The sequence below is a fragment of the Sphingomonas adhaesiva genome (assembly GCF_036946305.1).
In the GTDB taxonomy this organism is placed as follows: Bacteria; Pseudomonadota; Alphaproteobacteria; order Sphingomonadales; family Sphingomonadaceae; genus Sphingomonas; species Sphingomonas adhaesiva_B.
Genome location: NZ_JAQIJJ010000006.1, coordinates 46190 through 70341, shown reverse-complemented (window position 1 = coordinate 70341; position 24152 = coordinate 46190). Strand labels below are relative to the sequence as shown.

Genomic DNA, 24152 nt, shown 5'->3' with positions numbered 1-24152 from the left:
CGCGTCAGGCCGGCGTCAGCATCGCGGCGATCGCGTCGATCCGCCGCGTCTGCGTCGCGGCTGCGGTGCGCGCCTCCGCCAGTGCCCGCTCCAGCGCCGGATAGGCCGGCTGAAGCGCGACGGCGCGTTCGGCGGCCAGATCCTCCAGCGGTCCCAGCGCATCGCCATGCGCGGCGCGCAACGAATCGAGTTCCGCCAGTGCGGCCTGCGCATCCAGCCAGCGGTCGCTGCCCACGCTCGCGCCGCGGGCGGCGCGTGCCTGCGCCTCCGCGCGATCGGCGCCGGTGTCGAATGCCCGCGCTGCCGCCGTCCGCTTCGCCACCGCCGCGGCGACGCGCGCGTCGAGCACCGGATCCGCCTGGACGGGCGCGGGGGGAGGGGCCGCCGGCTCCTCGAACCCGATCGTTTCCGCCGGCCGCGGCGCGAGCGACGGGTAGCCGGCGGTATCGGCCGAGCATCCCGCGGCGGCGACGGCGGTCGAAAGAGCCAGCAGGGGCAGGGCGAGCGATCGGCGTTTCATGGCTTTTGCGTAGGCCGCGAAGAAAATCGACGCAACGCCCTTGCGCCCCCGCGATTCGCCGTCTAACAGCGCCGCTCCACAGGGCGCCCGTAGCTCAGCTGGATAGAGCATCAGACTACGAATCTGAGGGTCGGACGTTCGAATCGTTCCGGGCGCGCCATTCTTCTCCCGGGAAGAATGGGTGGATATAAGGGGCGGCGCAAGCCGCCCCTTTTCTATTTGGGCACTTCTCTCACCACCATCCGATGGCGTTCGTGGCGCTACGCCTGCGACCGATCGCGCACGAAAAAGGGCGGCCGGAGATGATGCTCCGACCGCCCGCATCCGTCGTCCGATCAGGGATCAGAGCGGCGGCAGCGCCTTGACGCCGTAGAAGCCGAAATCGCCCGCCGACAGCTCGTTGCCGTTGAGCGAATTGACCATGAAGTTGAAGGTGTGGCCGGCGAAATCGCTGACCGAATAGTAATACAGCACCGCGCCGTTGGTGCCGCTGGCGCCGGTGTGGGTCTTGGTCAGCGTGCTGCCGTCGAAGCCGTCGAGCGCGATGAAGTCGCCACCCGCAACGCCCGCACCCGAGAAATCGGTGATATAGGCGAACTGGTCGTCGAACTTCAGCGACTGGCCGTCGTGCGTGCCCTCGGCCACCGCGAACTTCGACACCAGCTTGAACGTGTCGTCACCACCGCCGCCATAATATTGGTTGAACTTGGCATGGCCCTGCAGGATGTCCTTGCCCGCGCCGCCTGCCATCTTGTCCACCGCGCCGCCATCGCCCTGGGTGATGCCGTACTTGTCCGCCGCCACCACGTTGCCGTCCACCGTCGCCATGATCGTGTCCCCTTGCTGTTGCGCCCCTGCGGGCTGGTCCGATGACGGGGAGCTAACGAATGTCGCGGGTCGATGCCAAAGGGTTGATTTCGGTTAACGATCCGTCCTGTCCCCTTTCGGGACGGGATGGCGGAAGCGGTGGGATTCGAACCCACGATACGGTTTCCCGTATGCCGGTTTTCAAGACCGGAGCCATCAACCACTCGGCCACGCTTCCGCGGCCCCGCCGGGCGGCGGGGGCGGGCGCGGCTTTGGCCTGCTGCGTCCGGCTGTGCAAGCCCGGCGATGATTTGCGGTTCCGCGCTCCGGCCTGCTGTGTCAGAACCCGACGGCATGGACGTGACGTACAAGGACAAGGGGCGCGGCAGGGGAAAGGCGACGCTCGCGCGGTGCGGGCGGGTGCTGGCATTGGCGGTCGCCTGCCTGCTGGCGGGGGGATCGGCCGCGGCGCAGGACGCCGAGGATGCAGGGTTTCGCGCTTATCTGGAGCAGGTGCGCGCGCGTGCCATGGCGGCGGGGGTGCAGCGCGCGACGGTCGACGGCGTGCTGCCGACGCTCACCTTCAACCCGCGCGTCGTCGCCCTCGACCGGCAGCAGCCCGAGACCGCGCCCAATGCGCCGATCTCGATGTTCGCACCCTATCGTGCGGCGCATGTCGATGCGGCGCGGATCGCGCGCGGGCGCAGCGCTTATGCCGAGCAGCGCGCACGGCTCGCCCGCGTCGAGGCGGAAACCGGCGTGCCCGAGCAGATCATGGTCGCGATCTGGGGCCACGAAACCAACTACGGTTCCTATACCGGCAACTTCGATCTGCTGCGCAGCCTCGCCAGCCTGGCCTATGAGGGGCGCCGCCGTCCCCTGTTCGAAGGCGAGTTCATCGCCGCGCTGAAGATGATCGATCGCGGCGTCCCGCGCGCGCGGCTGGTGGGCAGCTGGGCCGGCGCGACCGGCAACCCGCAGTTCCTGCCCTCGGTCTATCTGCGGCTGGCGCGTGACGGCGATGGTGACGGGCGCGCCGATATCTGGACCAGCCCGGCGGACACGCTGGCGTCGATCGGCAATTACTTCACCATGGCGGGCTGGCGTCCCGACGAGCCATGGGGCGTCGCGGTCGACGTACCCGCCGGCTTCGCGCGCGACGGCGTGCGCAACCGCCTCGTCTCGCCGCGCTGCCCGCGCGTGTTCGAACGGCACAGCGGGTGGCGCACGATGGCGGAGTGGCGCGCGCTGGGCATTACGCCGCAGGACGGCCGCTGGCCGGGCGACCGCGTCCAGGCGGTGCTGATCGAACCCGATGGCGCGGGGCGCACCGCCTATCTGCTGACCAGCAACTATCGCGTGATCCTGGATTACAATTGCTCGAACTTCTACGCGCTCTCGGTCGGGTTGCTCGCCGATGCCATCGCGCGTTAGCCTGATCGCGCTGCTGCTGCTGTCGGGCAGCGTGCAGGTCGCCGCGCAGCAGCAACCCGCCGCGGACGTGCCCGCGGTGACGCTGCGCCCGCCCGCCGAGGCGCCGCTGCCGCCCGAGGCCGGCACGCCCACCGGCCCGTCCGCCACCGCCGGCGCCGGCGCCGGCACGATCGCCAGCTATGACGCGGTCGGCTATGCCTCCTGGTACGGCGACGGGCTGGAGGGGCAGCCGACCGCGTCGGGCACGCCGTTCGCCAATGCCCGCATCACCGCCGCGCACCCGACGCTGCCGCTCGGTTCGCATGCCGAGGTGACCTCGCTCGACACCGGGCGGACGATCTTGGTGCGGATCACCGATCGCGGGCCGGCGGCGAAGGGGCGCGAGATCGACCTGTCGACCGGCGCCGCGCGGTTGCTGGGCGTCGCCGATCGCCCGCTCGCCCCCGTCCGCGTGCGCAGCATGACGCCCTCGCTGGCCGACGCCGCCGCGCTCGACCGCGGCGAGGCGGCATCGGCGCGGCTCGACACGCCGGAGCCGGTGCTGCGCGCGCTGCGCCGCCAATTGCCCCCGGCTGCCGCCGTTGCGACCGCCACCCGTCCGCCGCCGCGCGCGGCGCCTGCGCCGATACCCGCCCCGCGCGTCGGGCGCGGGTTGCTGGTGCAGGTCGCCGCTTTCTCCAGCGAGCCGCGCGCGATCGAGGTGGCGCGCAGCTTCGGCGGACAGGTGGAGACGTCGGGCGCGGTCTGGCGCGTCCGCGTCGGCCCGTTCGCTACCTTGCCCGAGGCGCAACGCGCGCGTGACGCGGCGGTCGCGCGCGGCTATGGCGACGCGTCGATCCTGCTCCAGCCGGCGCCTACCCGCTAGATCCGCTCGTCAGATTCATTCGGAAGAACCCATGACCAAGCTGCTGACCGCCCTTGCTTTTCCTGCCGCAATCGTGGCGATTGCCTATCCTGCGATGGCCGCCGCGCCGCAGTTCGACACGCCGGCCCCGGTCGCCTTCATGGAGGATCTGTCGTCGGGCGCGATCCTCTATGCCAAGGATGCGGACCGGCGCATGCCGCCCGCCTCGATGGCGAAGATGATGACGGTCTATACCGCCTTCCAGATGATCAAGGCCGGCGACCTGAAGCTCAATACCGAGTTCGAGGTGCGGCCGGAGACGTGGCAGCGCTGGCACGGCCCGGCGGCCGGCTCCACCATGTTCCTGTCGGTGGGGGAGCGGGTGTCGGTCGCCAACCTGCTCTACGGCATCGTCACGCTGTCGGGGAATGACGCCTGCGTCGTGCTGGCGGAGGGGATTTCCGGCACCGAACCCGCCTTCGTCGAGCGGATGAACGACAATGCGCGCAAGCTGGGTTTGACCAACAGCCATTTCGGCACGTCGAACGGCTGGCCCGACAATGGCGTCACCTATGTCACCGCGCGCGATCTGGCGAAGCTGGCCGCGGCCACGATCCAGGATCATCCCAAGCTCTACAAGCAATTCTATTCGCGGCGCGATTTCACCTGGGGCAAGACCATGGGCGCGGGACAGGCGATCACCCAGGCCAATCGCGATCCGCTGCTGGGCCGCGTCAACGGGGCGGACGGGCTGAAGACCGGGCATACCGAGGAGGCCGGCTATGGCTTCACCGGATCCGCGGAGCAGAACGGGCGCCGGCTGGTCATGGTGCTCGCGGGGCTGACCAGCTTCAACCAGCGCGCGGCGGAGTCGGTGCGCTTCATGAACTGGGGCTTCGGTGCGTGGCAGGCGCGCCCGGTGGTGAAGGCGGGGCGGACCGTGGGCAATGCCGCGGTGCAGATGGGCAGCGCCGCAACCGTCGATCTGGTCGCGCCGCGCGATCTGTCGGTGACCGTTCCCTCCGGCGATCGCCCGCCGCTGTCGGGCAAGATCGTCTATGAAGGGCCGCTCAAGGCGCCGATCGCCAAGGGCGCGCATGTCGCCGATCTGGTCGTATCGTCTCCCGGCCTGCCCGATCAGACGGTGCCGCTGGTCGCCGCCGCGGACGTGGGCGAGGCGGGCTTCTTCGGCCGCGCCTGGGCCGGCCTGACCGGCCTGTTCGGATGACGACGGGACGCTTCCTCAGCCTGGAGGGCGGGGAAGGCGCAGGCAAGTCGACACAGGCGCGCGCGCTCGCCGCCGCACTCGCCGCGCGCGGGCACGACGCGATCGTCACGCGCGAGCCGGGCGGCAGCGAGGGGCGCGGAGGCGATCCGCGCGCTGCTGATGCAGGGCGCGGCCGCACGCTGGAGCCCCGCGACCGAGGCGTTGCTGTTCGCCGCGGCGCGCGCCGACCACGTGGAAAGGGTGATCCGCCCCCGCGCTGGCCGCCGGGCGATGGGTGATCTGCGACCGCTACGTCGATTCGACCCGCGCCTATCAGGGGGGTGGCCGGCGGGGTGGAGGACGGCGCGATCCTGTCGCTGCACGCCTTCGGCTCGGGCGGGTTGCTGCCCCGACCGCACCTATTGGCTCGACCTGCCCGCCGCCGCCGGGGCCGCACGCGCGGTCGCGCGCGACGGTGCAGCGGCCGATCGCTTCGCCGCGCGCGACGCCGGCTTCCACGCCGATGTGGCCCGCGCGTTCGAGGCCATCGCCCGCGCGTGAGCCGGCACGCTTCCGCCGCATCGACGCCACGCGCTCCGCCGACGACGTGACCGCCGCGATCCTCGCCGATCTGGAGGCATGGCTGGCGTGACGCGGCTGCGCGGACAGCAGGCCGCGACCGAGGCGTTCCTCGCCGCGGCGCGCGGTGGTGCGCTCCACCATGCCTGGCTGCTCGCCGGGCCGAAGGGGGTGGGCAAGGCGCTGTTCGCGCGCGCCGCGGCGCTGCGGCTGCTGGCGGAGGGCGCGACGCCGGGTGCCCTGCCGCCGGGGGCTCGACGTGCCCGCCACACATCAGGCCGCCGCGCTGTTCGCCGCCGGATCGCACCCCGATTACCGCGAACTGCGCCGCCTGCCAAAGAAGGACGCCAAGGCGGAGGATGAGCTGGCGCGCAGCATCACCGTCGATCAGGTCCGCGCGCTCGGACCGTTTCTGGGCACGATGCCGTCGCTTGTCCCCGCGCCGCGTGATCGTGATCGATGCCGCCGACGATCTGGAGCGTCCCGGCGCCTCCAACGCGCTTCTCAAGAGCCTGGAGGAGCCGCCGTCGGGCACCGTCTTCCTGCTGGTCAGCCATGCGCCCGGCCGCTTGCTGCCGACGATCCGGTCGCGGTGCCGCGTGCTGCGGTTCGAGGAACTGGGCGCGGACGACATGACCGCCGTGCTGCAGGACGAATTGCCGGATGCGGACGCAGACGAGATCGCCGCGCTGGTGCGCGCGGGCGAGGGATCGCCCGGGCGCGCCCCTGGGCTATGCCGGTCTCGACCTCGCGGCGATCGATACCGCGCTGGAGGCGATCGGGCGCGATGGCGACCCGGAAACCGCGCGCCGCGCCGCGCTCGCCCGCGCGCTGTCGCCCAAGGCCGCGCAGTCGCGCTACGAGGCGTTCCTCGATCGCGTGCCCACCGTCATCGCGCGGCTGGCGACGATGCGCCATGGCGAGGATCTTCGCCGCGCGCTCGACGCCTATGACGAAGCGCGCGCGATCGCCGCGGGCGGCGCGTGCGCTATCGCTGGATACGGCGGGCACCGTCCACGAACTGGCCGGCGTGATCGCCAGACTGGCCCGCGCTGACCAATTGTCCTGCCGCGCGTCAGCCCCTACAGACGCCGGCATGGCCGAGCCTTTCTACATCACCACCGCGATCAGCTACCCCAACGGCCGCCCGCATATCGGCCATGCCTATGAGGCGATCGCCGCCGACGCCATCGCGCGCTTCCAGCGGCAGGCGGGGCGTGACGTCCGCTTCCAGACCGGCACCGACGAACATGGGCTGAAGATGGTCCAGACCGCGCGCGACAAGGGTATGGAGGTGCGCGCGCTGGCCGATGAGATGTCGGGCTATTTCAAGGCGATGTGCGATGCGCTTGGCATCAGCTACGATCGCTTCATCCGCACCACCGATGCCGATCACCACCGCGCCAGCCAGGCGATCTGGCAGGCGATGGCGGATGCCGGCGACCTGTATCTCGACCGGTACGAGGGCTGGTATTCGGTCCGCGACGAAGCCTTCTACGACGAGAAGGAACTGATCGAGGGGGAAGGGGGTACGAAGCTGTCGCCGCAGGGAACGCCGGTAACCTGGACCGCGGAGGAGACGTGGTTCTTCCGCCTGTCGAAATACCAGCAGCCACTGCTCGATTTCTACGCCGCCAACCCCGACTTCATTCGGCCCGAGGCGCGCCGTAACGAGATCATGCGCTTCGTCGAGGGCGGGTTGTCCGACCTGTCGGTGTCGCGCACCAGCTTCGACTGGGGCGTGCCGGTGCCGGGCAGCCCGGGGCATGTCATGTACGTGTGGGTCGACGCGCTCACCAACTATCTAACCGGCGCGGGCTATCCCGATCAGGAGATGCCGCACTGGCCCGCCGACCTGCACCTGATCGGCAAGGACATCGTCCGCTTCCACGCGGTCTATTGGCCCGCCTTCCTGATGTCCGCGGGCGTGGCGCTGCCGAAGACCGTCTTCGGCCACGGCTTTCTGCTGCACCGTGGCGAGAAGATGTCGAAGAGTCTCGGCAATGTCGTCGATCCGCTTGATCTGGCGCGCGCTTTCTCGGTCGATGGCTTGCGCTACTTCCTGCTGCGCGAGGTCAGCTTCGGGCAGGATGGCAGCTATTCGGCGGAGGCGATCGTCACCCGCGTCAACGCCGAACTGGCCAACGCCTTCGGCAATCTGGCGCAGCGCACCCTGTCGTTCATCGCCAAGAACCTGGGCGGCGCGCTGCCCGGTATCGGCCGTGCCGAGCCGGCCGATGGCGAGCTGATCGAGGAAGTGGTGGTCGCCTGCGCGGGGGCTGCGCACCACCTTCGGCGACCTGATGCTCAGCCAGGGGGTCGAGGCGTGGCTGCGTGGCGTGTTCGCCTGCAATCAATATATCGATGCGCAGGCACCCTGGACGCTACGCAAGACCGACCCGGAGCGGATGCACGCGGTGCTGCGTACCTTGGTCCGCGCGATCCGGATGCTGTCGATCGCGATCCTGCCGGTGGTGCCGGAGGGTGCGGGCAGGGTGCTCGACCTGCTGGGCGTCGACGCGCGCGACCATGAGGCGATCGACGACGATGGCTGGTATGCGCGTCACGAGGCGGCCGGGTTCGTCATCCCGACCCCGACGCCAGCGTTCCCGCGGCTGGACATGCCCCGCCGAGGCGGAGCCGGCCTGATGCTCGCCGACAGCCATTGCCACCTCAATTACAAGGGGTTGGTGGAGGAACAGCAGGCGGTGCTCGAACGTGCGCGCGCGCGTGGCGTCACCGCGATGCTCAACATCGCGACGCGTGAGAGCGAATGGGATGCGGTGCTGGCGACGGCGGAGCGCGAGCCGGATGTCTGGGCCACGGTCGGCATCCACCCGCACGAGGCGGACCAGCATCCGCATGTCGATACCGCCCGGCTGGTCGAGCGCGCCCGCCATCCCCGTGTCGTCGGCATCGGCGAAAGCGGCCTCGATTATCATTACGATCATTCCGATCGCGCGCGCCAGCAGGCCAGTTTCCGCGCGCATATCGCCGCCGCGCGCGCCGCGGGTGTGCCGATCGTGGTGCATACCCGCGACGCGGAGGACGATACCGCCGCGATCCTGCGCGAGGAGATGGAGCAGGGGGGCCTATACCGGCGTCATCCATTGTTTCACCGCCAGCGGCGCTTTCGCCGACAAGGCGCTGGATCTGGGATTCTACATCTCGATTTCGGGCATCGTAACGTTCCGGAACGCCACCGATCTCCAGCAAACCGCCGCGCGACTGCCGCGCGAACGCCTGCTGATCGAGACGGATGCGCCGTTCCTGGCGCCCGTGCCGCATCGCGGCAGGATCGGCGAGCCCGCCTTCGTCGCCGACACCGCTGCCTTTCTGGCGACGCTGCGCGGCGAGGATGTGGCGGAGTTACAGCGCTATACTGTGGATAACTTCCACGCGCTGTTCAGCAAGACGGTCGCGTGAAGGTCCGCATCCTCGGCTCGGGCACGTCGTCGGGGGTGCCGCGCATCGGCAACGACTGGGGCGATTGCGACCCCGCCGACCCCCGCAATCGCCGCACCCGATCCTCGCTGCTGGTCGAACATGACGGCACCCGCATCCTGATCGACACCAGCCCCGACATGCGTGAGCAATTGCTGGCCGCCGACGTCGGCACCGTGGACGCGGTGATCTGGACGCACCAGCATGCCGACCATGTCTTCGGCATCGACGATCTGCGCCAGCTGTTCCACGCCATGGGGCGTCCGGTGCCCGGATATGCGCGCGCCGGCACCGCCGAGGCGTTGCAGCAGCAGTTCGGCTATGTCTTTCGCGGGCATCAGGGCTATCCGCCCACGGTGGCGCTCGCTCCGCTGCCCGATCGGCTGACGATCGGCGGCATCACCATCAGCGTCACCGATCAGCCGCACGGCTCCATCACCTCCGCCGGGCTGCGGTTCGAGGCAGGCGGGCGCGCGGTCGGCTATGCCACCGACGTCAGCAGCATGACCGCGGCGATGCGCGCGCTCTACACCGGGCTGGACCTGTGGATCGTCGATGCGCTGCGGCGCCGGCCGCATCCGACGCATCCGGATCTGGCGACCGCGCTGGCATGGATCGCCGAGCTGGCGCCGCAGCGTGCTGCGCTGGTCCATATGGATCAGTCGATGGATTATGCCGGGCTGGTGGCCGAGCTGCCGCCGCATGTCGAGCCGGGCTACGACGGCTGGGAGGCCGCGTGGTAGCGCAGGCCTTGATCCTGCTGCTGGTGCTGATCCTGCCACTGTCGGCATTGCTGGCGCGGCGGATGCCGGTCCGGACCGTGATCGTCTATGCCATGGCGTGGATCGGCGTGTTCGCACTCGGCTGGCTGATCGCGTCGAACTTTACATAATGCGTATTATCAACTTCGAGGTGATGCGATGATCGAGCGTCTGGTGGCGATCATGGCGCGGCTGCGCGGCCCCGGCGGTTGCGAATGGGATCGCGCGCAGACGTGGTCGACGATCGCCCCCTATACGATCGAGGAAGCCTATGAGGTGGCGGACGCGATTGCGCGCGCGGATGTGGTGGACATCAAGGACGAACTCGGCGACCTGCTGCTCCAGGTCGTCTTCCACAGCCGCATCGCCGAGGAAGCCGGCGCGTTCACGCTCGCCGATGTCCTCACCGCGATCAGCGACAAGATGGAGCGTCGCCATCCGCACATCTTCGGCGACACGCCCGACGGCGGGCATCATCTGTGGGAAGAGGTCAAGGCCGCGGAGCGCGCCGCGCGCGGTGCCGCCAGCGCGCTCGACGGCGTCGCAGTCGGCCTGCCCGCGCTGACCCGCGCCGAAAAGCTCCAGAAGCGTGCCGCGCGTACCGGCTTCGACTGGCCCGACGCCGAAGGGCCACGCGCCAAGATCGTCGAGGAACTGGCCGAAGTGGACGCCGCCGCCAGCGACGACGAGCGGCTGGACGAGATCGGCGACCTGCTGTTCGCGGTCGTCAACTGGGCGCGGCACCACGGCGTCGATCCGGAAGCCGCGCTCCGCCACGCCAATGCGAAGTTCGACCGCCGCTTCCGCGCGATCGAGACGGCCGGCGGGGACGCGTTCGCGGGCCTGTCGCTGGAGGAGAAGGAGCGGCTGTGGCAGACGGTGGGCAAGGGATCGGATTGATCGTCCTCCCGGCGAGGGCCGGGGCGACGGCGTGGCGATGGTAATGCCCTACCCCGCACGCGCCGCGAACCGTTCGTAATCCGCGGGCGCCATCCGCACTTCATAGACCACGCGTTCGTCCTCCACCGCCTGGTCGAGCACCTCGCCATGCGCATGGAGCCACGCCGCCCCCGCCCCGTCGCCGGCGTCCAGCGTCACGGTATAGCGCTGGTGCCCCGCGGTCAGCAGGTCGCCGACGCGGCGGATCAGTTCGTACACCCCCTCGCCCGTCAGCGCGGAGATCGCCATCACATCGTCGCGCCGCGCCGCCTCCGCCAGCAGATCGTCGCGCGCATCACCCTCCAGCAGGTCCAGCTTGTTCCACGCCTCGATCCGCGGCGTCGTATCGGTAACGCCGACCTCGGCCAGCACTGCCTCGACATCCGCCTTCTGCGCCGCGGTATCGGGATGCGCGACGTCGCGGACATGGACCAGCAGGTCGGCCGACACCACCTCCTCCAGCGTCGCCTTGAACGCGGCGACCAGCTGCGTCGGCAGCTCGCTGACGAAGCCGACGGTGTCGGACAGGATCGCCTTGTCGATCCCCGGCAGCGTCACCTGACGCAGCGTGGGGTCCAGCGTCGCGAACAGCAGGTCCTCCGCCATCACATGGCTGCCGGTCAGCCGGTTGAACAGCGTCGACTTGCCGGCATTGGTATAGCCGACCAGCGCGATCACCGGCCAGGGCGCGCGCTGGCGCCGGTCGCGATGCAGCCCGCGCGTGCGCGTCACCTGATCCAGCTCGCGCCGCAGCCGCGCCATGCGGTCGCGGATCAGCCGGCGGTCGGCCTCGATCTGCGTCTCGCCCGGGCCGCCCAGGAAGCCGAAGCCGCCACGCTGCCGCTCCAGATGGGTCCAGCTGCGCACCAGCCGCCCCGACTGATAGTCGAGGTGCGCCAGCTCCACCTGCAAACGCCCTTCCGCGGTCGCCGCGCGCTCGCCGAAAATCTCCAGGATCAGGCCGGTGCGGTCGATGACCTTGGCCTCCAGTGCGGTTTCCAGATTGCGCTGCTGGATCGGGGTGAGGCTGCCGTCGACGACGATCAGCGCCGCCTCCTCCATCCGCGCACGGGTGGCGAGATCCTCGATCTGTCCCGATCCGATCAGCGTCGCCGCACGCGGGGTGCGCACGCGGAACGCGACCCGGTCGACCACGACCACCCCGATCGCCTCGGCAAGGCCGGCGGTTTCCTCCAGCCGCGCCTCCGCATCGCGCGACGAACCGCCCAGATCGGGATAGACCACGATCGCGCGGGCGCCGCGGGTGACGTCGTCATGGTCGCGGTCGAACCCGGTGCTCACTCAGTCGTCGTCCTCATCGCCATCGTCCGCGCCCTGTTCCTCGGCGAGGTTCAGCGGCCGCGACGGCTGGATGGTCGACACCGCGTGCTTATAAACCAGCTGCGCCATGCCGTCGCGCTGGAGCAGCATGCAGAACAGGTCGAATCCGGCGATCGCGCCCTGCAGCATCACGCCGTTGACGAGGAACATCGTCACCGGATCCTCGCTCTTGCGCACCGCCGACAGGAAGATGTCCTGCAGCAGCGGCTGCTTCCGGGGCGTGTCGTTCAGCTGGCCGACGATGCCGGCAACGTCGATCGTCCCCGCGGGCATGATCGTGGAGATCGCGTGCTTGTAGATCAGCTGCGACTGGCCGTCGCGGCGCAGCAATACGGAGAAATTGTCGAACCAGGTAACGATGCCCTGGAGCTTCACACCCTTCACCAGGAACATGGTGACCGGGGTCTTGGACTTGCGCAGCGCGTTCAGGAACAGGTCCTGGAGCGAGGTCTGCTTTTCGGCCATGGATGCGTTGTCCTTGCTTTTGGCGGGAGGTTCCCCGCGGATGCGCCGTTGCCGGCGTCGGTGAAAACCGCTCGAAGCGGCCCGCCCTAGCTAGGGGGCCGCGGGCGTGGCGTCCAGATGGCGCGGCGTCATGCCGGACCTGATCCGGCATCCATGTGTCCGCGAACGCTGCGCCCGCGGATGGATGGACCCCGGGTCAAGCCCGGGGTGACGGCTGGCTATTCCTCCCGCGTCTCCGTGATCCCCAGCAGCTTCAGCTTGCGGTGCAAAGCCGACCGCTCCATCCCGATGAAGCTCGCGGTGCGCGAGATATTGCCCGAGAAGCGCCGGATCTGGACGCGCAGATATTCGCGCTCGAACGTCTCGCGCGCCTCGCGCAGCGGGGCGCCCATGATCGCGCTGGCACCGGCGCCATTGTCGTGCCCGCCCAGCACCTCCGCCGGCAGCAGGTCGAGGTCGATGCGCCCGATCCGGTCGCCCGGCGCAAGGATGATCGTGCGCTCCACCACGTTGCGCAATTCGCGGACGTTGCCCGGCCAGTCGTAGGACTGGAGCGCCACCAGCGCGTCGGTCGCGATCTCGGGCACCGGCACGCGGCGCTCGGTCGCGTAATGCGCGACGAAATGCTCGACCAGCGCAGGGATATCCTCGCGCCGCTCGGTCAGCGGCGGGATCGTCACCGGCACGACGTTGAGGCGGTAATAGAGATCCTCGCGGAACCGCCCCTCCGAAATCTCGTGCGACAGGTCGCGCGCGGTCGCGGAGACGACGCGCACGTCCACCTTTACCACGCGCGTGCCGCCGACGCGGGTGAAGCTCTGGTCGGTCAGCACGCGCAGGATGCGCGCCTGGGTCGCGGTCGGCATGTCCGCGATCTCGTCAAGGAACAGCGTGCCGCCATGCGCCTGTTCGAGCAGCCCGGTGCGGACGAGGTCGCCCCCCTCCTCCACTCCGAACAATTCCTCCTCGACGCGCTCCGGGCTCATGCCCGCGGTGCTGGCGATCGCGAAATTGGCGTGCGCGCGCTGGCTCCAGCCGTGGAGCAGCCGCGCCGCCACTTCCTTGCCGACCCCTGCCGGCCCCATGATCAGCACGCGGCTGCCGGTGCCCGCCACGCGCTTCAGCGTCGCGCGCACCGCGTTGATCGCGGTCGAGCTGCCGGTCAGGTCGGTCCCCCTGCCCGATGCGGCGCGCAACGATGCCACCTCGGCGCGCAGCCGCTCCGTCTCGGTCGCGCGCTCGACCATCAGCAGCAGGCGTTCGGCCTGGAACGGCTTTTCGATGAAGTCCGCCGCGCCCTTGCGGATCGCGGCGACCGCGGTGTCGAGCGTCCCGTGGCCGGAGATCACCAATACCGGGATCGACGGATCGCGCCGCTTGATCTCTTCCAGCAGGTCCAGCCCGTCGAGCCGCGACCCCTGCAACCAGACGTCGAGCAGCACCAGGCTGGGGCGCCTGGTCGCGATCGCCTCCAGCGCGGCGTCGCTGTCGCCCGCCATGCGCGTGTCATAGCCTTCGTCCTCCAGCACGCCGGCGACCAGTTCGCGAATGTCGAGTTCGTCGTCGACGACGAGGATGTCGATCGCCATGCTTATCCGATCCGGTTTCTGGTGAGGGCGGCGAGCGTGCGGTCGTCGTCCTGCGTGGTGGCGTCATCGCCGCTTGCCAGCCGCGCCAGCGGCGCGGTGTCGAACGACAGGGTGACGACCGTGCCGCCCCCGGCGCGGTCGGCGAAGGTCATCGTCCCCAGATGCTCCTCCACGATCTTCTTGACGATGGCGAGGCCCAGCCCGGTGCCCCGCGCACGCGTCGTCATATACGGCTCGACGATGCGGTCGCGCTCGACCGGCAGCCCGACGCCATTGTCGGCGACGGTGATCGTCACGCGCCCCCCGTTCTCGGCCCCGCTGCCGGCGAGCGTCATCGTCACATGGCCCTCGCTGGCATCGGCGGCCTCGACTGCCTCGACCGCATTCTTGACGATATTGGTCAGCGCCTGCCCCAGCTGGCGGCGGTCGCACACCAACGGGGGGCCGGGATCGTCATGCGTCAGGACGAAACGGATGCCGGGATGCGCCACCTCGTGGAGGAACATCGTCTGGCGCGCGATATCGACCAGCGACTCCTCGCGGAACACCGGCTTGGGCATCCGTGCGAAGCTGCTGAATTCGTCCACCATCCGGCGCAGGTCGCCGACCTGCCGCACGATCGTGTCGGTCAGTCGGGCGAAGGTGGTGTCCCCCTCCTCGATCTTGCTGCCGTAACGGCGCTGGAGCCGTTCGGCGGCGAGCTGGATCGGAGTCAGCGGGTTCTTGATCTCATGCGCGATGCGGCGCGCGACATCGGCCCAGGCGGCGCGGCGCTGGTCGGTCAATTGCTGGGTGATATCGTCGAAGGTGATGATCGGCCCGGTGCCGTCCTGTGCGATCCGCACCGCGAAGGTGCGCGGCTCGCCATGCACCGCCAGTTGCACCGCCGCCTCGCGCGCATTGCCGTCCAGCATCGGCGCCAGCGCGGGCGCCACCTCCGCCAGCGTGCGCCCGACCGGCGATTCCTCCAGCCCCAGCAGCATCTGCGCCGAGCTGTTGATGAGGCGGATCGTGCGATCGTTGCCGTCGATCGAGATGACGCCGGCGGACACGCCCGACATCACCGCCTCGATCAGCGCGCGGCGATTGTCGAGCTGCGCATAGGCGGTCACCAGCGCCGTATTCTGGGTCTGAAGTCTGGCCGTCATACTGTTGAAGGCATTGGACAAGGTTCCCAGTTCGTCGCGCTCCAGCGTGTCCGGCACGCGCGCCGCCAGATCGCCGCCCTCCACCCGCCGTGCGGCATCGACCAGTTCGCCCACCGGACGAACCAGCCGATCCGCCACCGCCAGCGCGATCCACACCGCGACGCCGACGATCAGCAGCGACACGATCAGCAGCGCGGCGTTGAACTGAAGCTGAAGCGTCCGCGCGCGCGCCAGCAGCTGGCGGTAATTGACCAATGCCGCCTCGGCGCGCGCGGTCTGCGTCGTCATCTCCTTGGGGTCGGTGACGCGCGCGGCGTAGAGATAGATATTCTCCGATCCGGGCAGCCGCGTGAACACCTGGATCCGGTCGCCGGTCACGATCACCACGCTGCGCCGCTGCCCGCTGAGCCGGGCGATTGCCGCGGGGGTGATGAGCCGCGCGAGGTCGATCTCGTAAGGGTTGACCACCGCCAGCGTCTGCAACCCGCCGCGCTGGTTCATCGCGAACAGCGCGCCTTCGGACAGGCTGCGATAATAGACCTGCCGTCCGAAGAAATCGGGAAAACGATTGCTGTCGATCGGCTGCTCGCGCAGGAAGGCGGACAGATCGTCCGCCATCGTGACGGTCGCCTCGTCCCAACGCTGGATGATCTGGTCGTAGGAGGCGCGCGTCAGCGACGCCGCATTCTCGAACATGCCGCGCGCGCGATCGGAATACCAGAATTGCACGCCATACTGAAACAGCAGCGAGGCGAAGATCGTCACCAGCAGCGCCGGCACCGCCGCCACCACCGAGAAGAGCAGCACCAGCCGGACATGCAGCCGCCCCGCCCCGCCGATCGGCGAGCGCGCCGCGCGCCGGCGCGCGATCCGTCGGCCCAGCAGCATCAGCAGCGCGATGCCGGCGACCAGATTGGCCACCAGCATCAGCGCGACGACGGGCGGCGCCAGCAGCCCGGCGGGGTCGCCCTCCCCTTGGACGATGAAATAGCTGCCGATCCAGACGCCGACCGCGACGCTCAGCACCGCGAGTTCGAGCGCGGGCGTCACGCTGAAGCGGGTCGCCGGTGCCGGCGCGGCGAGGGAGGAAGGCGTGGCTTCCGCGGTCATTCGTCTCCCGCTACAACATCGGTGTTGCATGGAGAACACATATTTCGGTGGACGGGTCTGTAGCTCAGGGCGAGTGAACACGCAGGCTCTTGGGTTAGACAAGTACGCCACCCCGGCGCAGGCCGGGGTCCAGTCGGGAAGGTCGCGGTGACGACGCACAGCGCTCGCCAACTCCTGTTCCCCGACTGGACCCCGGCCTGCGCCGGGGTGGCAGGAAGAATATCTGTTCGAGGGGGACAAGTACCGATCAAGTCGGGGGTGACGGATCACGAATGCCGTTTGCCGCTATTCCTCCGCGGTGACAGACGGGCGGACGCTCGCGTCGATCCCCAGCACATCCAGTCGCTTGCGCAGCGTATTGCGGTTCAGCCCGATCGCGCGCGCGGCGCGCAGCTGGTTGCCGCCGTGCCGCGCCAGCATCGCCTCGATCAGCGGGCGTTCCACCTCGCCGATGATCCGTTCGTAGAGCGAACCGTCCTCCAGCGCGCGCGGCTCGTGTCGCGCCAGCCGCTCGATCAACGCGCGCACCGCCGCCTCCAGCCCCGGATCGGGCACCGCCTCCACCAACGCAGGGCCGGCGCCGCCGATCGTCGCACGCACCTCCGCCGCGCCGACATGATCGTCGCGCGACAGCGCGGCGAGGCGGCGCATGACATTTTCCAGCTCGCGGACGTTGCCGGGCCAGTCGTGCCGTTCCAGCACGTCGACCGCCGCGGCATCCAGCGTCTTGCGCGGCAGCCCGGCCTCGGCCGCGCGATCGAGGAAATGCCGCGCGAGTTCCGCCACATCCCCGCGCCGCTCGCGCAGCGCGGGCAGCGCGATCGGCACGACGTTGAGCCGGTAATAGAGATCCTCGCGGAACTGCCCGGTCGCGACCGCCTGATGCAGGTCGCGGTTGGTCGCCGCCACGATGCGCACGTCGGCGCGGATCGTCCGCGCGCCGCCTACGGTGGTGAACTCGCCCGATTGCAGCACGCGCAGCAGCCGGGTCTGCGCCTCGACCGGCATGTCGCCGATCTCGTCGAGGAACAACGTTCCCCCCGCCGCCTGCTCGAACCGCCCCGCGTTGCGCTGCGCCGCGCCGGTGAAGGCACCGCGCTCGTGCCCGAACAGCTCCGCCTCGATCAGCTCGCGCGGGATCGCGGCCATGTTGATCGGCACGAACGGTGCCGCCCGCCTGGCGCCCAGATCGTGGATCGCGCGCGCCACCAGCTCCTTGCCCGTCCCCGATTCGCCCGACACCAGCACGGTCAGGTCGTTGGAGACGACGCGCGCGATCACGCGATACACCTCCTGCATCGCGGGCGAGCGCCCGATCAGCGGCAGCGAGGCGTCGTCGTGGTCGGCATCCTCCGCCGCGGCGCCCGCGCGCCGCTCCAGCGCGGCGGCGACGGTGCGCGTCAGCGTGTCGAGGTCGAACGGCTTGGGCAGATAGTCGTAGGCGCCCGCCTCGTTCGCGCGCACCGCGGTGGTCAGCGTGTTGCGCGCCGACAGCACGATCACCGGCATGTCGGGGTGATCCGCCAGCACCCGCGTCGCATGATCGATCCCGTCGCCGTCGGGCAGCACGACATCGGTCAGCAGCACCTGCGGCGGGTGCGCGCGCATCTCCCGGTCCAGCTCGGCGAGGCTGGCGGCGGTGCGCACCTCATGGCCTGCACGCCGCAGCGCCTGCGCGACGACGGTGCGGACCGCATCGTCGTCGTCCACCAGCAGGACGCGGCCGGTCACGCCGGTCACCCGGCCCGCCGCAGCAGCAGGCGGAACACGGTCTGATGCGGGCGACCCTCGCGCGCATATTGCACGATCCCGCCCATGTCGCGGATCAGCTTGTCAACCAGCGCGAGGCCCAGTCCCTTGCCCTCCGGCCGGCTCGACACGAACGGATCGAACAGATGCTCGGCGATGTCGTCGGGCGCGCCCGGCCCGGTATCGATCACGCAGATCTCGATCGGTAGCGCGACGCGCGCGCCGTCCTTGCCCGCGGGCACGGTGATGCCGTGGCGATAGGCGGTCGCCAGCGTGATCCGCCGCTCGCCCCGCTCGCCCAGCGCGACCGCGGCGTTCTTCAGCAGGTTCAGGATGATCTGGAGCAGCGCGTCGCGATTTCCCAGCACCTGCGGCAGCGACGGGTCGTAGCGTTCCTCGATCGTCACGCCGCGCGCGAACCCCGCCAGCGCCACGTCGCGCGCATGGGCGAGCAGCGGATAGATGTTGAGCGGCTCGACCGCGCGCGGGCGCGTGTCGGTGAAATCCTGCATATGGTCGATCAGCGCCGCGATCCGGTCCACCTCCGCGATCATCAGCCGCGTCAGATCCTCCTGCGGTGCGCCGTCCGCGATCAGCTGTGCCGCGCCGCGGATGCTGGACAGCGGGTTCTTGATCTCATGCGCCAACATCGCCGCCGCCCCCACCGCGCTGCGTGCCGCGGCGGCGCGTTCGGAGGAGATGCCCAGCCGGCGCGACGCGGCGGCATTGTGCAGCGTGATCGTCCGCCAGCCGGGATGGTCGACCACCTCGGTCTCGATCAGATCGACGCGGATGCGTACCCCGCGCGGCGTCACCATCTCGGTATCGAACACCGCAAAGGCATGCCCCTCGCGCCGCTGCGCCGGCTCGGGCAGGTTCAGCACTGCCTGCACCGGCTGCCCCAGCATCGCGCGTTCGGACAGGTTGAGCAGCGTCTCGCACTCCGCATTGGCGCGCGCGACCCGGTCCTCCGGATCGACCACCAGCAGCGCGACCGGCAGCGTGGCGAGCAGCTCCGCCTCGTCCGGGCCGCGCATCGACAGCATCATGCCGCGTCACGCATCCGATGCGGGGCGTAGAATTCCGCCAGCATCGCCTGCACGCGCCGCGCGTCCGCTTCCTGGTTCACCTTGTTGCGGAAATCCGCCGAGCCGGGGATGCCCTTGGTGTACCAGCCGATATGCTTGCGTGCCATATTGACGCCGGTCACATTGCCATAATGCGACAGCATTGCGTCGTAATGCTCGGTGATAACACGATATTGTTCGTCGATCGACGGATCGTCGCGGCGTTCGCCGGTGGCCAGCCAGTGCATCACCTGCCCCAGCAGCCACGGCCGGCCGTAGGCGCCGCGCCCGATCATGATCCCGTCCGCGCCCGACTGCTCCAGCGCGGCCTCGGCATCCTCGATACCGCAGATGTCGCCATTGGCGATCACCGGCACGCTCACCGCGTCCTTCACGCGGCGGATGAACGCCCAGTCGGCGGATCCCTTGTACATCTGGTTGCGGGTGCGGCCGTGGACCGTCACCATCTTCACCCCCAGATCCTCCGCGATCCGCGCCAGTTCCGGCGCGTTCAGGCTGTCGTGGCACCAGCCCATCCGCATCTTCAGCGTCACCGGCGCATCCACCGCCGCCACCACCGCGCGGATCAGCTCCGCCGCCAGCGTCAGGTCGCGCATCAGCGCGGAACCGGCATCGCCGTTCGTCACCTTGCGCACCGGGCAGCCCATGTTGATGTCGATGATCGCGGCGCCCTTGTCGCGCGCCAGCTTCGCCGCCTCTCCCATCTCATAGGGGGTGCAGCCGACCAGCTGCATCGACACCGGCTCCTCCGAAAGGTGCCATGCCGCCTTCTGGATCGACTGGCGCGTCTCGCGGATCGCCGCCTGGCTCGCGATCATCTCGGTCACGTTCAGTCCGCTGCCATAGCGGCGGACGAGCGTGCGGAACGGCTGGTCGGTGACGCCGGTCATCGGCGCCAGCACGACGGGCTGGTCGATCCGCACGGGACCGATCTGGATGGGGGAAAGCCGCTGCATCACGTTACTGCCTGAAAAACGGGCAGGTAGTCGACGCGCGACGCTCTGGCAAGGTTCGCGCGGAACGGCTAGGCGCGGCGCGCATGACAACGGTCGCCCTCATCGTCGCCGCCGGCACCGGCTCGCGCAGCGGCAGCACGCTTCCCAAGCAATATGCCCCGGTGGCAGGGCGCGCGATGCTGGCGTGGAGCCATGCCGCGCTCTCCGCGCATCCCGCGATCGATCGCGTGCTGGTCGCGATCGGCGCGGGGCAGGAGGCGCTGCTGGACGCGGCGGTGCCGGGCGCCGCCCATGTCATCGGCGGCGCGACCCGGCGCGAATCGGTCGCCGCCGGCCTGGCCGCACTGGAAGGCGCGGATCGTATTCTGGTCCATGACGCCGCACGCCCGTTCCTGACCGCGGCGGTCATCGATCGCCTGCTTGCGGCGCTCGACGATCGTCACGCCGCTATTCCCGTGCTGCCGGTCGCCGATACATTGGTCGATGACGATACGACCGTCGTCCCGCGCGATCGGCTGCACCGCGTCCAGACACCGCAGGCGTTCCGCTTCGCGACGCTCGCCGCGGCGCATGCGGCGTGGAGCGGCGGCGAGGCGACCGACGATGCGCAGATGGTCCGCGCGCTCGGCCATGACGTCGCGCTGATCGAGGGAGATGCGATGCTCGAGAAGATCACCTACCCCGCCGATTTCGCGCGCGCCGCCGCCGCGGTGGAGACGCGCTCCGCCAGCGGCTTCGACGTCCACCGGCTGGAGGATGGCGAGGAACTGTGGCTGGGCGGCGTGCTGATCCCGCATCATCAGGGATTGTCGGGGCACAGCGACGCCGATGTCGCGCTCCACGCGATCACCGACGCGGTGCTGGGCACGATCGCGGCGGGCGACATCGGCACCCACTTTCCGCCCAGCGACCCGCAATGGCGCGGTGCCGAATCGGGGCAGTTCCTGCGCCACGCGCGCGCGCTGGTGGAGGCGAAGGGCGGCCGCATCACCTTCGTCGACCTGACGTTGATGTGCGAGGCGCCCAAGATCGGGCCCCACCGTGCCACGATGCAGGCGCGCATCGCGGAACTTCTGGGCCTCACGACCGATCGTGTCAGCGTGAAGGCGACGACGACCGAGCGACTGGGGTTCACCGGCCGCGGCGAGGGGATCGCCGCCCAGGCGGTGGCGACCGTCACCCTGCCGCTGGTGTCGGCATGAGGACCGCGCTCGCACTGGCGGTCGCCGCGTTGCTCGCCGCCCCGCCCGCTCTGGCGCAGACGCCGTGCCTCTCCACCACCGATGCCGAGTCGATCGCGCTGGTGGCGATGCCGGAGATCATCCGCGACGCGGGCCGCGTCTGTTCGGCGCTGCCGGCGCGCAGCCTGCTGCGCCGCACCGACGGCACGTTCCTCGCGAAATACGAAACGGAGGCCGACCGCGCCTGGCCCGCGGCGCGTACCGCGATCGCGAAGCTCAGCGATCCGGCGGTGGAACTGCTGCTGATGAGCGATTATGCCCGCACCATGCTCACCTCGATCTTCGCACCGCAGATCACCGGGCGCATCCAGCCGGCCGACTGCCCCACGCTCGACCGGCTCGCGACGCTGCTGGAGCCGCTGCCCGCGCGCAACACCGCCGGGATCGTGGTGGCGACGCTCCAGTATCTGAAGGCGGAGAAGGCACGCGGCAAGCCGGCCAGCCTCCCGGACCTTCCCGTCTGCCCGGCGGAGGCGAAATGAGCGCCGACATCACGTTGCCCGCCGCGCTGGTCGATGCCGCGCGCCGCGTGGTGGAGGCCAATCGCGCCGCCGGCCGCCGCATCGCAGTGGCGGAAAGCTGCACCGGCGGGCTGGTATCGGCCGCACTGACCGAAATCCCCGGCTCGTCCGACGTGTTCGAGGCCGGGTTCGTCACGTATTCCAACGAGGCCAAGCAGAAATTGCTGTCCGTCAGCGGCGACGTGCTCGACACGTTCGGCGCGGTGTCGATCGCGGTGGCCTGGAGCATGGCGCAGGGCGCTCTGGCCAAGTCCGATGCCGATGTGGTGGTGGCGATCACCGGCGTCGCCGGGCCGGGCGGCGGCAGCGAGAAGAAACCGGTCGGCACGGTCGTGTTCGCGCGCGCGGAGCGCGGCGGCGACCCGGCGGACGTGGTGGCGGACAAGCGCTTCTTCGGCGACCTGGGGCGCGGCGGCGTCAGGTTGCAGGCGGCGCTGTGCGCGCTCGACCTGCTGTTGCCACCGGAAGCGGCCTGACCTCCCCTCCCTTTCAAGGGAGGGAAGCAGATGGCGCCGCCGAGATCCGTCACCCCGGACTTGATCCGGGGTCCCGCTTCTTCGCGACCGGCAAGAAGGAAGAAGCGAGATGCCGGATCACGTCCGGCATGACGGTCAGGGTCACACCGCCCGCAACGCCTGTTCCATATCCGCGATCAGGTCATCCGCATCCTCGACCCCGATCGAGATCCGCACCAGATTGTCGGTGATCCCCAGCGCCTGTTTGCGCGCATCCGGCACCGACAAATGCGTCATCGCCGCCGGCGCGCTCGCCAGCGTCTCGGTCCCGCCCAGGCTGACCGCCAGCTTCGCGATCCGCAGCGCATCGAGGAACCGGAACGCCTCCGCCTCGCCGCCCTTCAGGTACAGCGAGAAGGTCGACCCACCCCCGGTGCAATGCCGGCGATAGATGTCGGCCTGCCGCCCCTCCGCCTCGGCGAGAAAGCCGAGATAGCCGACATGCTCCACCTTGGGATGATCGCGCAGATAGGCGCAGACCTTCGCCGCATTCTCCCCGGCGCGGCTCATCCTGAGTTCCAGCGTCTCCAGCGAGCGCAGCAGCATCCACGCGGTATTGGGGTCGCAGATCGTGCCGATCGTGTTGCGCATCGCGCGGATCGTATCCATCAGCGCCTTGGATCCCAGCACGCCGCCCGCGACCAGATCGGAATGCCCGCCGGCATATTTGGTCAGGCTATAGACGACCGCATCCGCGCCCTGCTGCAACGGCTTGGCCCACAGCGGCCCCAGGAAGGTGTTGTCGATCGCGATCGGCGGCTTCTCCGCAGCGTTGGCGAAGATCGCGTCGCGGCTCGCCGCCACCGCCTCCACATCGACCAGCGCATTGGTCGGGTTGGCGGGGCTTTCCAGATAGATCAGCGCGACTCGCCCGGATGCGGCCTTGGACAGCACCGCATCGATCTCCTCGCGCGTCGCGCCGGCGGGAAAGTCGAGCCAATGCACCCCGAACCGCCCCAGCACGCGCGCGATCAGCGTCTCGGTCGCGGCATAGAGCGGGCCGGAATGGACGATTGTATCGCCCGGCCGCACCAGCGACAGGAACAATGTCGCGATCGCCGCCATCCCGCTGGAGAAGATCAGCGCATCCTCCGCGCCTTCCCAGATGCCGAGCCGATCCTCCAGTATCTCCTGGTTCGGCCCGTTGAAGCGCGAATAGACGAGGCCTTGCGCGCCGCCCGGCCGCTTGCCGGTCACGCCTTCGAAATGGCGCTTGCCCGCGGCGGCATTGGGAAAGACGAAGGTGGAGGTCAGGAACACCGGCGGCTTCAGCGCGCCTTCGGACAATGCGGGGTCATAGCCATGCCCCATCATCAGCGTCGCGGGCTTCAGCGTGCGGCCGCCGATCGTATCGGTTTCGGGCTTGGGCGACACGCGCGCCACCTCCACCCCGGTCAGCGCATCCTCGGTCGATCCTGGGGTCGGTTGGGTCATCGTCAATTCGCCCGATAAGGGGTGAAGGAACCCAGCGCACAGCTACCGGTGGGGATGGCGGGCGGCACGCTGACCGTCTGCGCGATATCGCCCTTGCACAGCCGCGACTGGAATTGGCGCGTCACCAGCACGTCGCCGCGCGCCACGCCCTGGCATCCGCCGGTGCTGTCGTTGACATAGACCAGCTTGCTGCTGACGCGATAGATCAGCTTGTCGCCATAGGCCGACAGCGACGGCCGGTCGAACCGCGTGTCGATACAGTCGACCGGCTTGCCCGGCGTCTTGCCCGCGATCAGCCGCTGATATTCCGCCTCGGGCGAGCGATTGCGCCGCGCGTCGGCGACGCCCACCGCGAGCGCACTCAACGCCGCGGCCGCCGCGAAATGGGTGAGGAACCGCATGTCACTCTCCGACTATCATCTGTCGACGATAACAGTCGTCACCCCGGACTTGATCCAGC

Annotated in this window: 20 protein-coding genes, 2 tRNA genes and 4 pseudogenes; 14 read left to right on the top strand and 12 right to left on the bottom strand. The window is 69.6% G+C overall.

The window, feature by feature from the left end:
* Positions 1-4: 4 nt before the first annotated feature.
* The gene (locus PGN14_RS11000) at positions 5-520 is read right to left on the bottom strand and encodes a hypothetical protein (protein WP_335299558.1); all 516 of its coding nucleotides are present in this window, start codon (positions 518-520) and stop codon (positions 5-7) included.
* A gap of 83 nt (positions 521-603) precedes the next feature.
* Here PGN14_RS11000 and PGN14_RS10995 point away from each other — a divergent pair.
* A tRNA-Arg gene (locus tag PGN14_RS10995) sits at positions 604-680 on the top strand.
* A gap of 182 nt (positions 681-862) precedes the next feature.
* On the opposite strand, the gene PGN14_RS10990 is transcribed toward PGN14_RS10995, so the two are convergent.
* Positions 863-1348, bottom strand: coding sequence for a hypothetical protein (locus PGN14_RS10990; protein ID WP_335299557.1), 486 nt, complete (start codon positions 1346-1348; stop codon positions 863-865).
* Positions 1349-1475: 127 nt separating this feature from the next.
* Positions 1476-1565 (bottom strand) — tRNA-Ser (locus tag PGN14_RS10985).
* 116 nt (positions 1566-1681) lie between these two features.
* Between PGN14_RS10985 and PGN14_RS10980 the strand changes: the two genes are divergently transcribed.
* From PGN14_RS10980 to mazG, 10 genes and pseudogenes are all read left to right on the top strand, one after another.
* Complete coding sequence (locus PGN14_RS10980; protein WP_335299556.1) at positions 1682-2761, top strand: lytic murein transglycosylase; 1080 nt, start codon at positions 1682-1684, stop codon at positions 2759-2761.
* Positions 2745-3626, top strand: a complete 882-nt coding sequence (locus tag PGN14_RS10975) for a septal ring lytic transglycosylase RlpA family protein (RefSeq protein WP_335299555.1) — start codon at positions 2745-2747, stop codon at positions 3624-3626. The genes PGN14_RS10980 and PGN14_RS10975 overlap by 17 nt, the downstream gene beginning before the upstream one ends.
* A gap of 31 nt (positions 3627-3657) precedes the next feature.
* Positions 3658-4833 carry a D-alanyl-D-alanine carboxypeptidase family protein gene (locus PGN14_RS10970; protein WP_335299554.1) on the top strand — a complete coding sequence of 392 codons (1176 nt, stop codon included), beginning with the start codon at positions 3658-3660 and terminating at the stop codon, positions 4831-4833.
* Positions 4830-5464 (top strand): annotated as a pseudogene (gene tmk / locus PGN14_RS10965) (dTMP kinase). The gene PGN14_RS10970 and the pseudogene tmk overlap by 4 nt, the downstream one beginning before the upstream one ends.
* Positions 5461-6442: pseudogene (locus PGN14_RS10960) on the top strand (AAA family ATPase); the annotation flags it as partial. The pseudogenes tmk and PGN14_RS10960, both read left to right, overlap by 4 nt.
* A gap of 45 nt (positions 6443-6487) precedes the next feature.
* Positions 6488-8018: pseudogene (gene metG, locus PGN14_RS10955) on the top strand (methionine--tRNA ligase); the annotation flags it as partial.
* A 21-nt stretch (positions 8019-8039) separates the two neighbouring features.
* A pseudogene (locus PGN14_RS10950) lies at positions 8040-8817 on the top strand (TatD family hydrolase).
* Positions 8814-9578, top strand: coding sequence for an MBL fold metallo-hydrolase (locus PGN14_RS10945; RefSeq protein ID WP_335299553.1), 765 nt, complete (start codon positions 8814-8816; stop codon positions 9576-9578). Before PGN14_RS10950 ends, PGN14_RS10945 begins: the two are co-directional and overlap by 4 nt.
* Positions 9572-9727, top strand: a complete 156-nt coding sequence (locus tag PGN14_RS10940; protein WP_335299552.1) for a hypothetical protein — start codon at positions 9572-9574, stop codon at positions 9725-9727. Before PGN14_RS10945 ends, PGN14_RS10940 begins: the two co-directional genes overlap by 7 nt.
* Positions 9728-9755: 28 nt before the next feature.
* On the top strand, positions 9756-10496 hold the full coding sequence (gene mazG / locus PGN14_RS10935; RefSeq protein ID WP_335299551.1) for a nucleoside triphosphate pyrophosphohydrolase: 741 nt from the start codon (positions 9756-9758) through the stop codon (positions 10494-10496).
* Between the two features lie 48 nt (positions 10497-10544).
* Here the strand turns inward: mazG and hflX are convergent, their stop codons facing one another.
* From hflX to dusB, 7 genes are all read right to left on the bottom strand, one after another.
* Positions 10545-11837 carry a GTPase HflX gene (gene hflX / locus PGN14_RS10930; RefSeq protein WP_335299550.1) on the bottom strand — a complete coding sequence of 431 codons (1293 nt, stop codon included), beginning with the start codon at positions 11835-11837 and terminating at the stop codon, positions 10545-10547.
* Complete coding sequence (gene hfq, locus PGN14_RS10925; RefSeq protein ID WP_335299786.1) at positions 11838-12383, bottom strand: RNA chaperone Hfq; 546 nt, start codon at positions 12381-12383, stop codon at positions 11838-11840.
* A gap of 176 nt (positions 12384-12559) precedes the next feature.
* Entirely contained in the window at positions 12560-13930 is a 1371-nt protein-coding gene (gene ntrX, locus PGN14_RS10920) for a nitrogen assimilation response regulator NtrX (RefSeq protein ID WP_335299549.1), read from the bottom strand.
* Positions 13931-13932: 2 nt separating this feature from the next.
* Entirely contained in the window at positions 13933-16188 is a 2256-nt protein-coding gene (locus PGN14_RS10915; protein ID WP_335299548.1) for a sensor histidine kinase, read from the bottom strand.
* Between the two features lie 285 nt (positions 16189-16473).
* On the bottom strand, positions 16474-17928 hold the full coding sequence (ntrC, locus tag PGN14_RS10910; protein WP_443019500.1) for a nitrogen regulation protein NR(I): 1455 nt from the start codon (positions 17926-17928) through the stop codon (positions 16474-16476).
* Positions 17925-18986 (bottom strand): two-component system sensor histidine kinase NtrB, encoded by a 1062-nt coding sequence (locus tag PGN14_RS10905; protein ID WP_335299546.1) that lies wholly within the window; start codon positions 18984-18986, stop codon positions 17925-17927. The genes ntrC and PGN14_RS10905 overlap by 4 nt, the downstream gene beginning before the upstream one ends.
* Entirely contained in the window at positions 18983-19981 is a 999-nt protein-coding gene (gene dusB / locus PGN14_RS10900) for a tRNA dihydrouridine synthase DusB (protein WP_335299545.1), read from the bottom strand. Before dusB ends, PGN14_RS10905 begins: the two co-directional genes overlap by 4 nt.
* A gap of 83 nt (positions 19982-20064) precedes the next feature.
* On the opposite strand from dusB, the gene PGN14_RS10895 reads away from it, so the two are divergent.
* From PGN14_RS10895 to PGN14_RS10885, 3 genes are read left to right on the top strand one after another with little or no spacing between them, the layout of a single operon-like run.
* Positions 20065-21183 (top strand): bifunctional 2-C-methyl-D-erythritol 4-phosphate cytidylyltransferase/2-C-methyl-D-erythritol 2,4-cyclodiphosphate synthase, encoded by a 1119-nt coding sequence (locus PGN14_RS10895; protein WP_335299544.1) that lies wholly within the window; start codon positions 20065-20067, stop codon positions 21181-21183.
* A complete protein-coding gene (locus PGN14_RS10890) occupies positions 21180-21704 on the top strand; it encodes a hypothetical protein (RefSeq protein WP_335299543.1) in 525 nt (174 codons plus the stop codon). The genes PGN14_RS10895 and PGN14_RS10890 overlap by 4 nt, the downstream gene beginning before the upstream one ends.
* Positions 21701-22219, top strand: a complete 519-nt coding sequence (locus PGN14_RS10885; protein ID WP_335299542.1) for a CinA family protein — start codon at positions 21701-21703, stop codon at positions 22217-22219. The genes PGN14_RS10890 and PGN14_RS10885 overlap by 4 nt, the downstream gene beginning before the upstream one ends.
* Before the next feature lie 141 nt (positions 22220-22360).
* Here PGN14_RS10885 and PGN14_RS10880 read toward each other — a convergent pair whose 3' ends face one another.
* Both PGN14_RS10880 and PGN14_RS10875 read right to left on the bottom strand, forming a co-directional pair.
* Positions 22361-23692, bottom strand: coding sequence for a cystathionine gamma-synthase family protein (locus tag PGN14_RS10880; RefSeq protein WP_335299541.1), 1332 nt, complete (start codon positions 23690-23692; stop codon positions 22361-22363).
* A gap of 2 nt (positions 23693-23694) precedes the next feature.
* Positions 23695-24093, bottom strand: a complete 399-nt coding sequence (locus PGN14_RS10875; RefSeq protein WP_335299540.1) for a hypothetical protein — start codon at positions 24091-24093, stop codon at positions 23695-23697.
* Positions 24094-24152 lie beyond the last annotated feature (59 nt).

Bases quoted from the DNA above. Each gene is read 5' to 3' on its own strand.
- PGN14_RS10880 (WP_335299541.1), bottom strand. From the start codon at position 23,692: ATGACCCAACCGACCCCAGGATCGACCGAGGATGCGCTGACCGGGGTG.
- PGN14_RS10875 (WP_335299540.1), bottom strand. From the start codon at position 24,093: ATGCGGTTCCTCACCCATTTCGCGGCGGCCGCGGCGTTGAGTGCGCTC.
- PGN14_RS10980 (WP_335299556.1), top strand. From the start codon at position 1,682: ATGGACGTGACGTACAAGGACAAGGGGCGCGGCAGGGGAAAGGCGACG.
- PGN14_RS10915 (WP_335299548.1), bottom strand. From the start codon at position 16,188: ATGACCGCGGAAGCCACGCCTTCCTCCCTCGCCGCGCCGGCACCGGCG.
- PGN14_RS10905 (WP_335299546.1), bottom strand. From the start codon at position 18,986: ATGATGCTGTCGATGCGCGGCCCGGACGAGGCGGAGCTGCTCGCCACG.
- mazG (WP_335299551.1), top strand. From the start codon at position 9,756: ATGATCGAGCGTCTGGTGGCGATCATGGCGCGGCTGCGCGGCCCCGGC.
- PGN14_RS10975 (WP_335299555.1), top strand. From the start codon at position 2,745: ATGCCATCGCGCGTTAGCCTGATCGCGCTGCTGCTGCTGTCGGGCAGC.
- PGN14_RS10895 (WP_335299544.1), top strand. From the start codon at position 20,065: ATGACAACGGTCGCCCTCATCGTCGCCGCCGGCACCGGCTCGCGCAGC.
- PGN14_RS10885 (WP_335299542.1), top strand. From the start codon at position 21,701: ATGAGCGCCGACATCACGTTGCCCGCCGCGCTGGTCGATGCCGCGCGC.
- PGN14_RS10990 (WP_335299557.1), bottom strand. From the start codon at position 1,348: ATGGCGACGGTGGACGGCAACGTGGTGGCGGCGGACAAGTACGGCATC.
- ntrX (WP_335299549.1), bottom strand. From the start codon at position 13,930: ATGGCGATCGACATCCTCGTCGTCGACGACGAACTCGACATTCGCGAA.
- PGN14_RS11000 (WP_335299558.1), bottom strand. From the start codon at position 520: ATGAAACGCCGATCGCTCGCCCTGCCCCTGCTGGCTCTTTCGACCGCC.
- PGN14_RS10970 (WP_335299554.1), top strand. From the start codon at position 3,658: ATGACCAAGCTGCTGACCGCCCTTGCTTTTCCTGCCGCAATCGTGGCG.
- PGN14_RS10890 (WP_335299543.1), top strand. From the start codon at position 21,180: ATGAGGACCGCGCTCGCACTGGCGGTCGCCGCGTTGCTCGCCGCCCCG.
- dusB (WP_335299545.1), bottom strand. From the start codon at position 19,981: ATGCAGCGGCTTTCCCCCATCCAGATCGGTCCCGTGCGGATCGACCAG.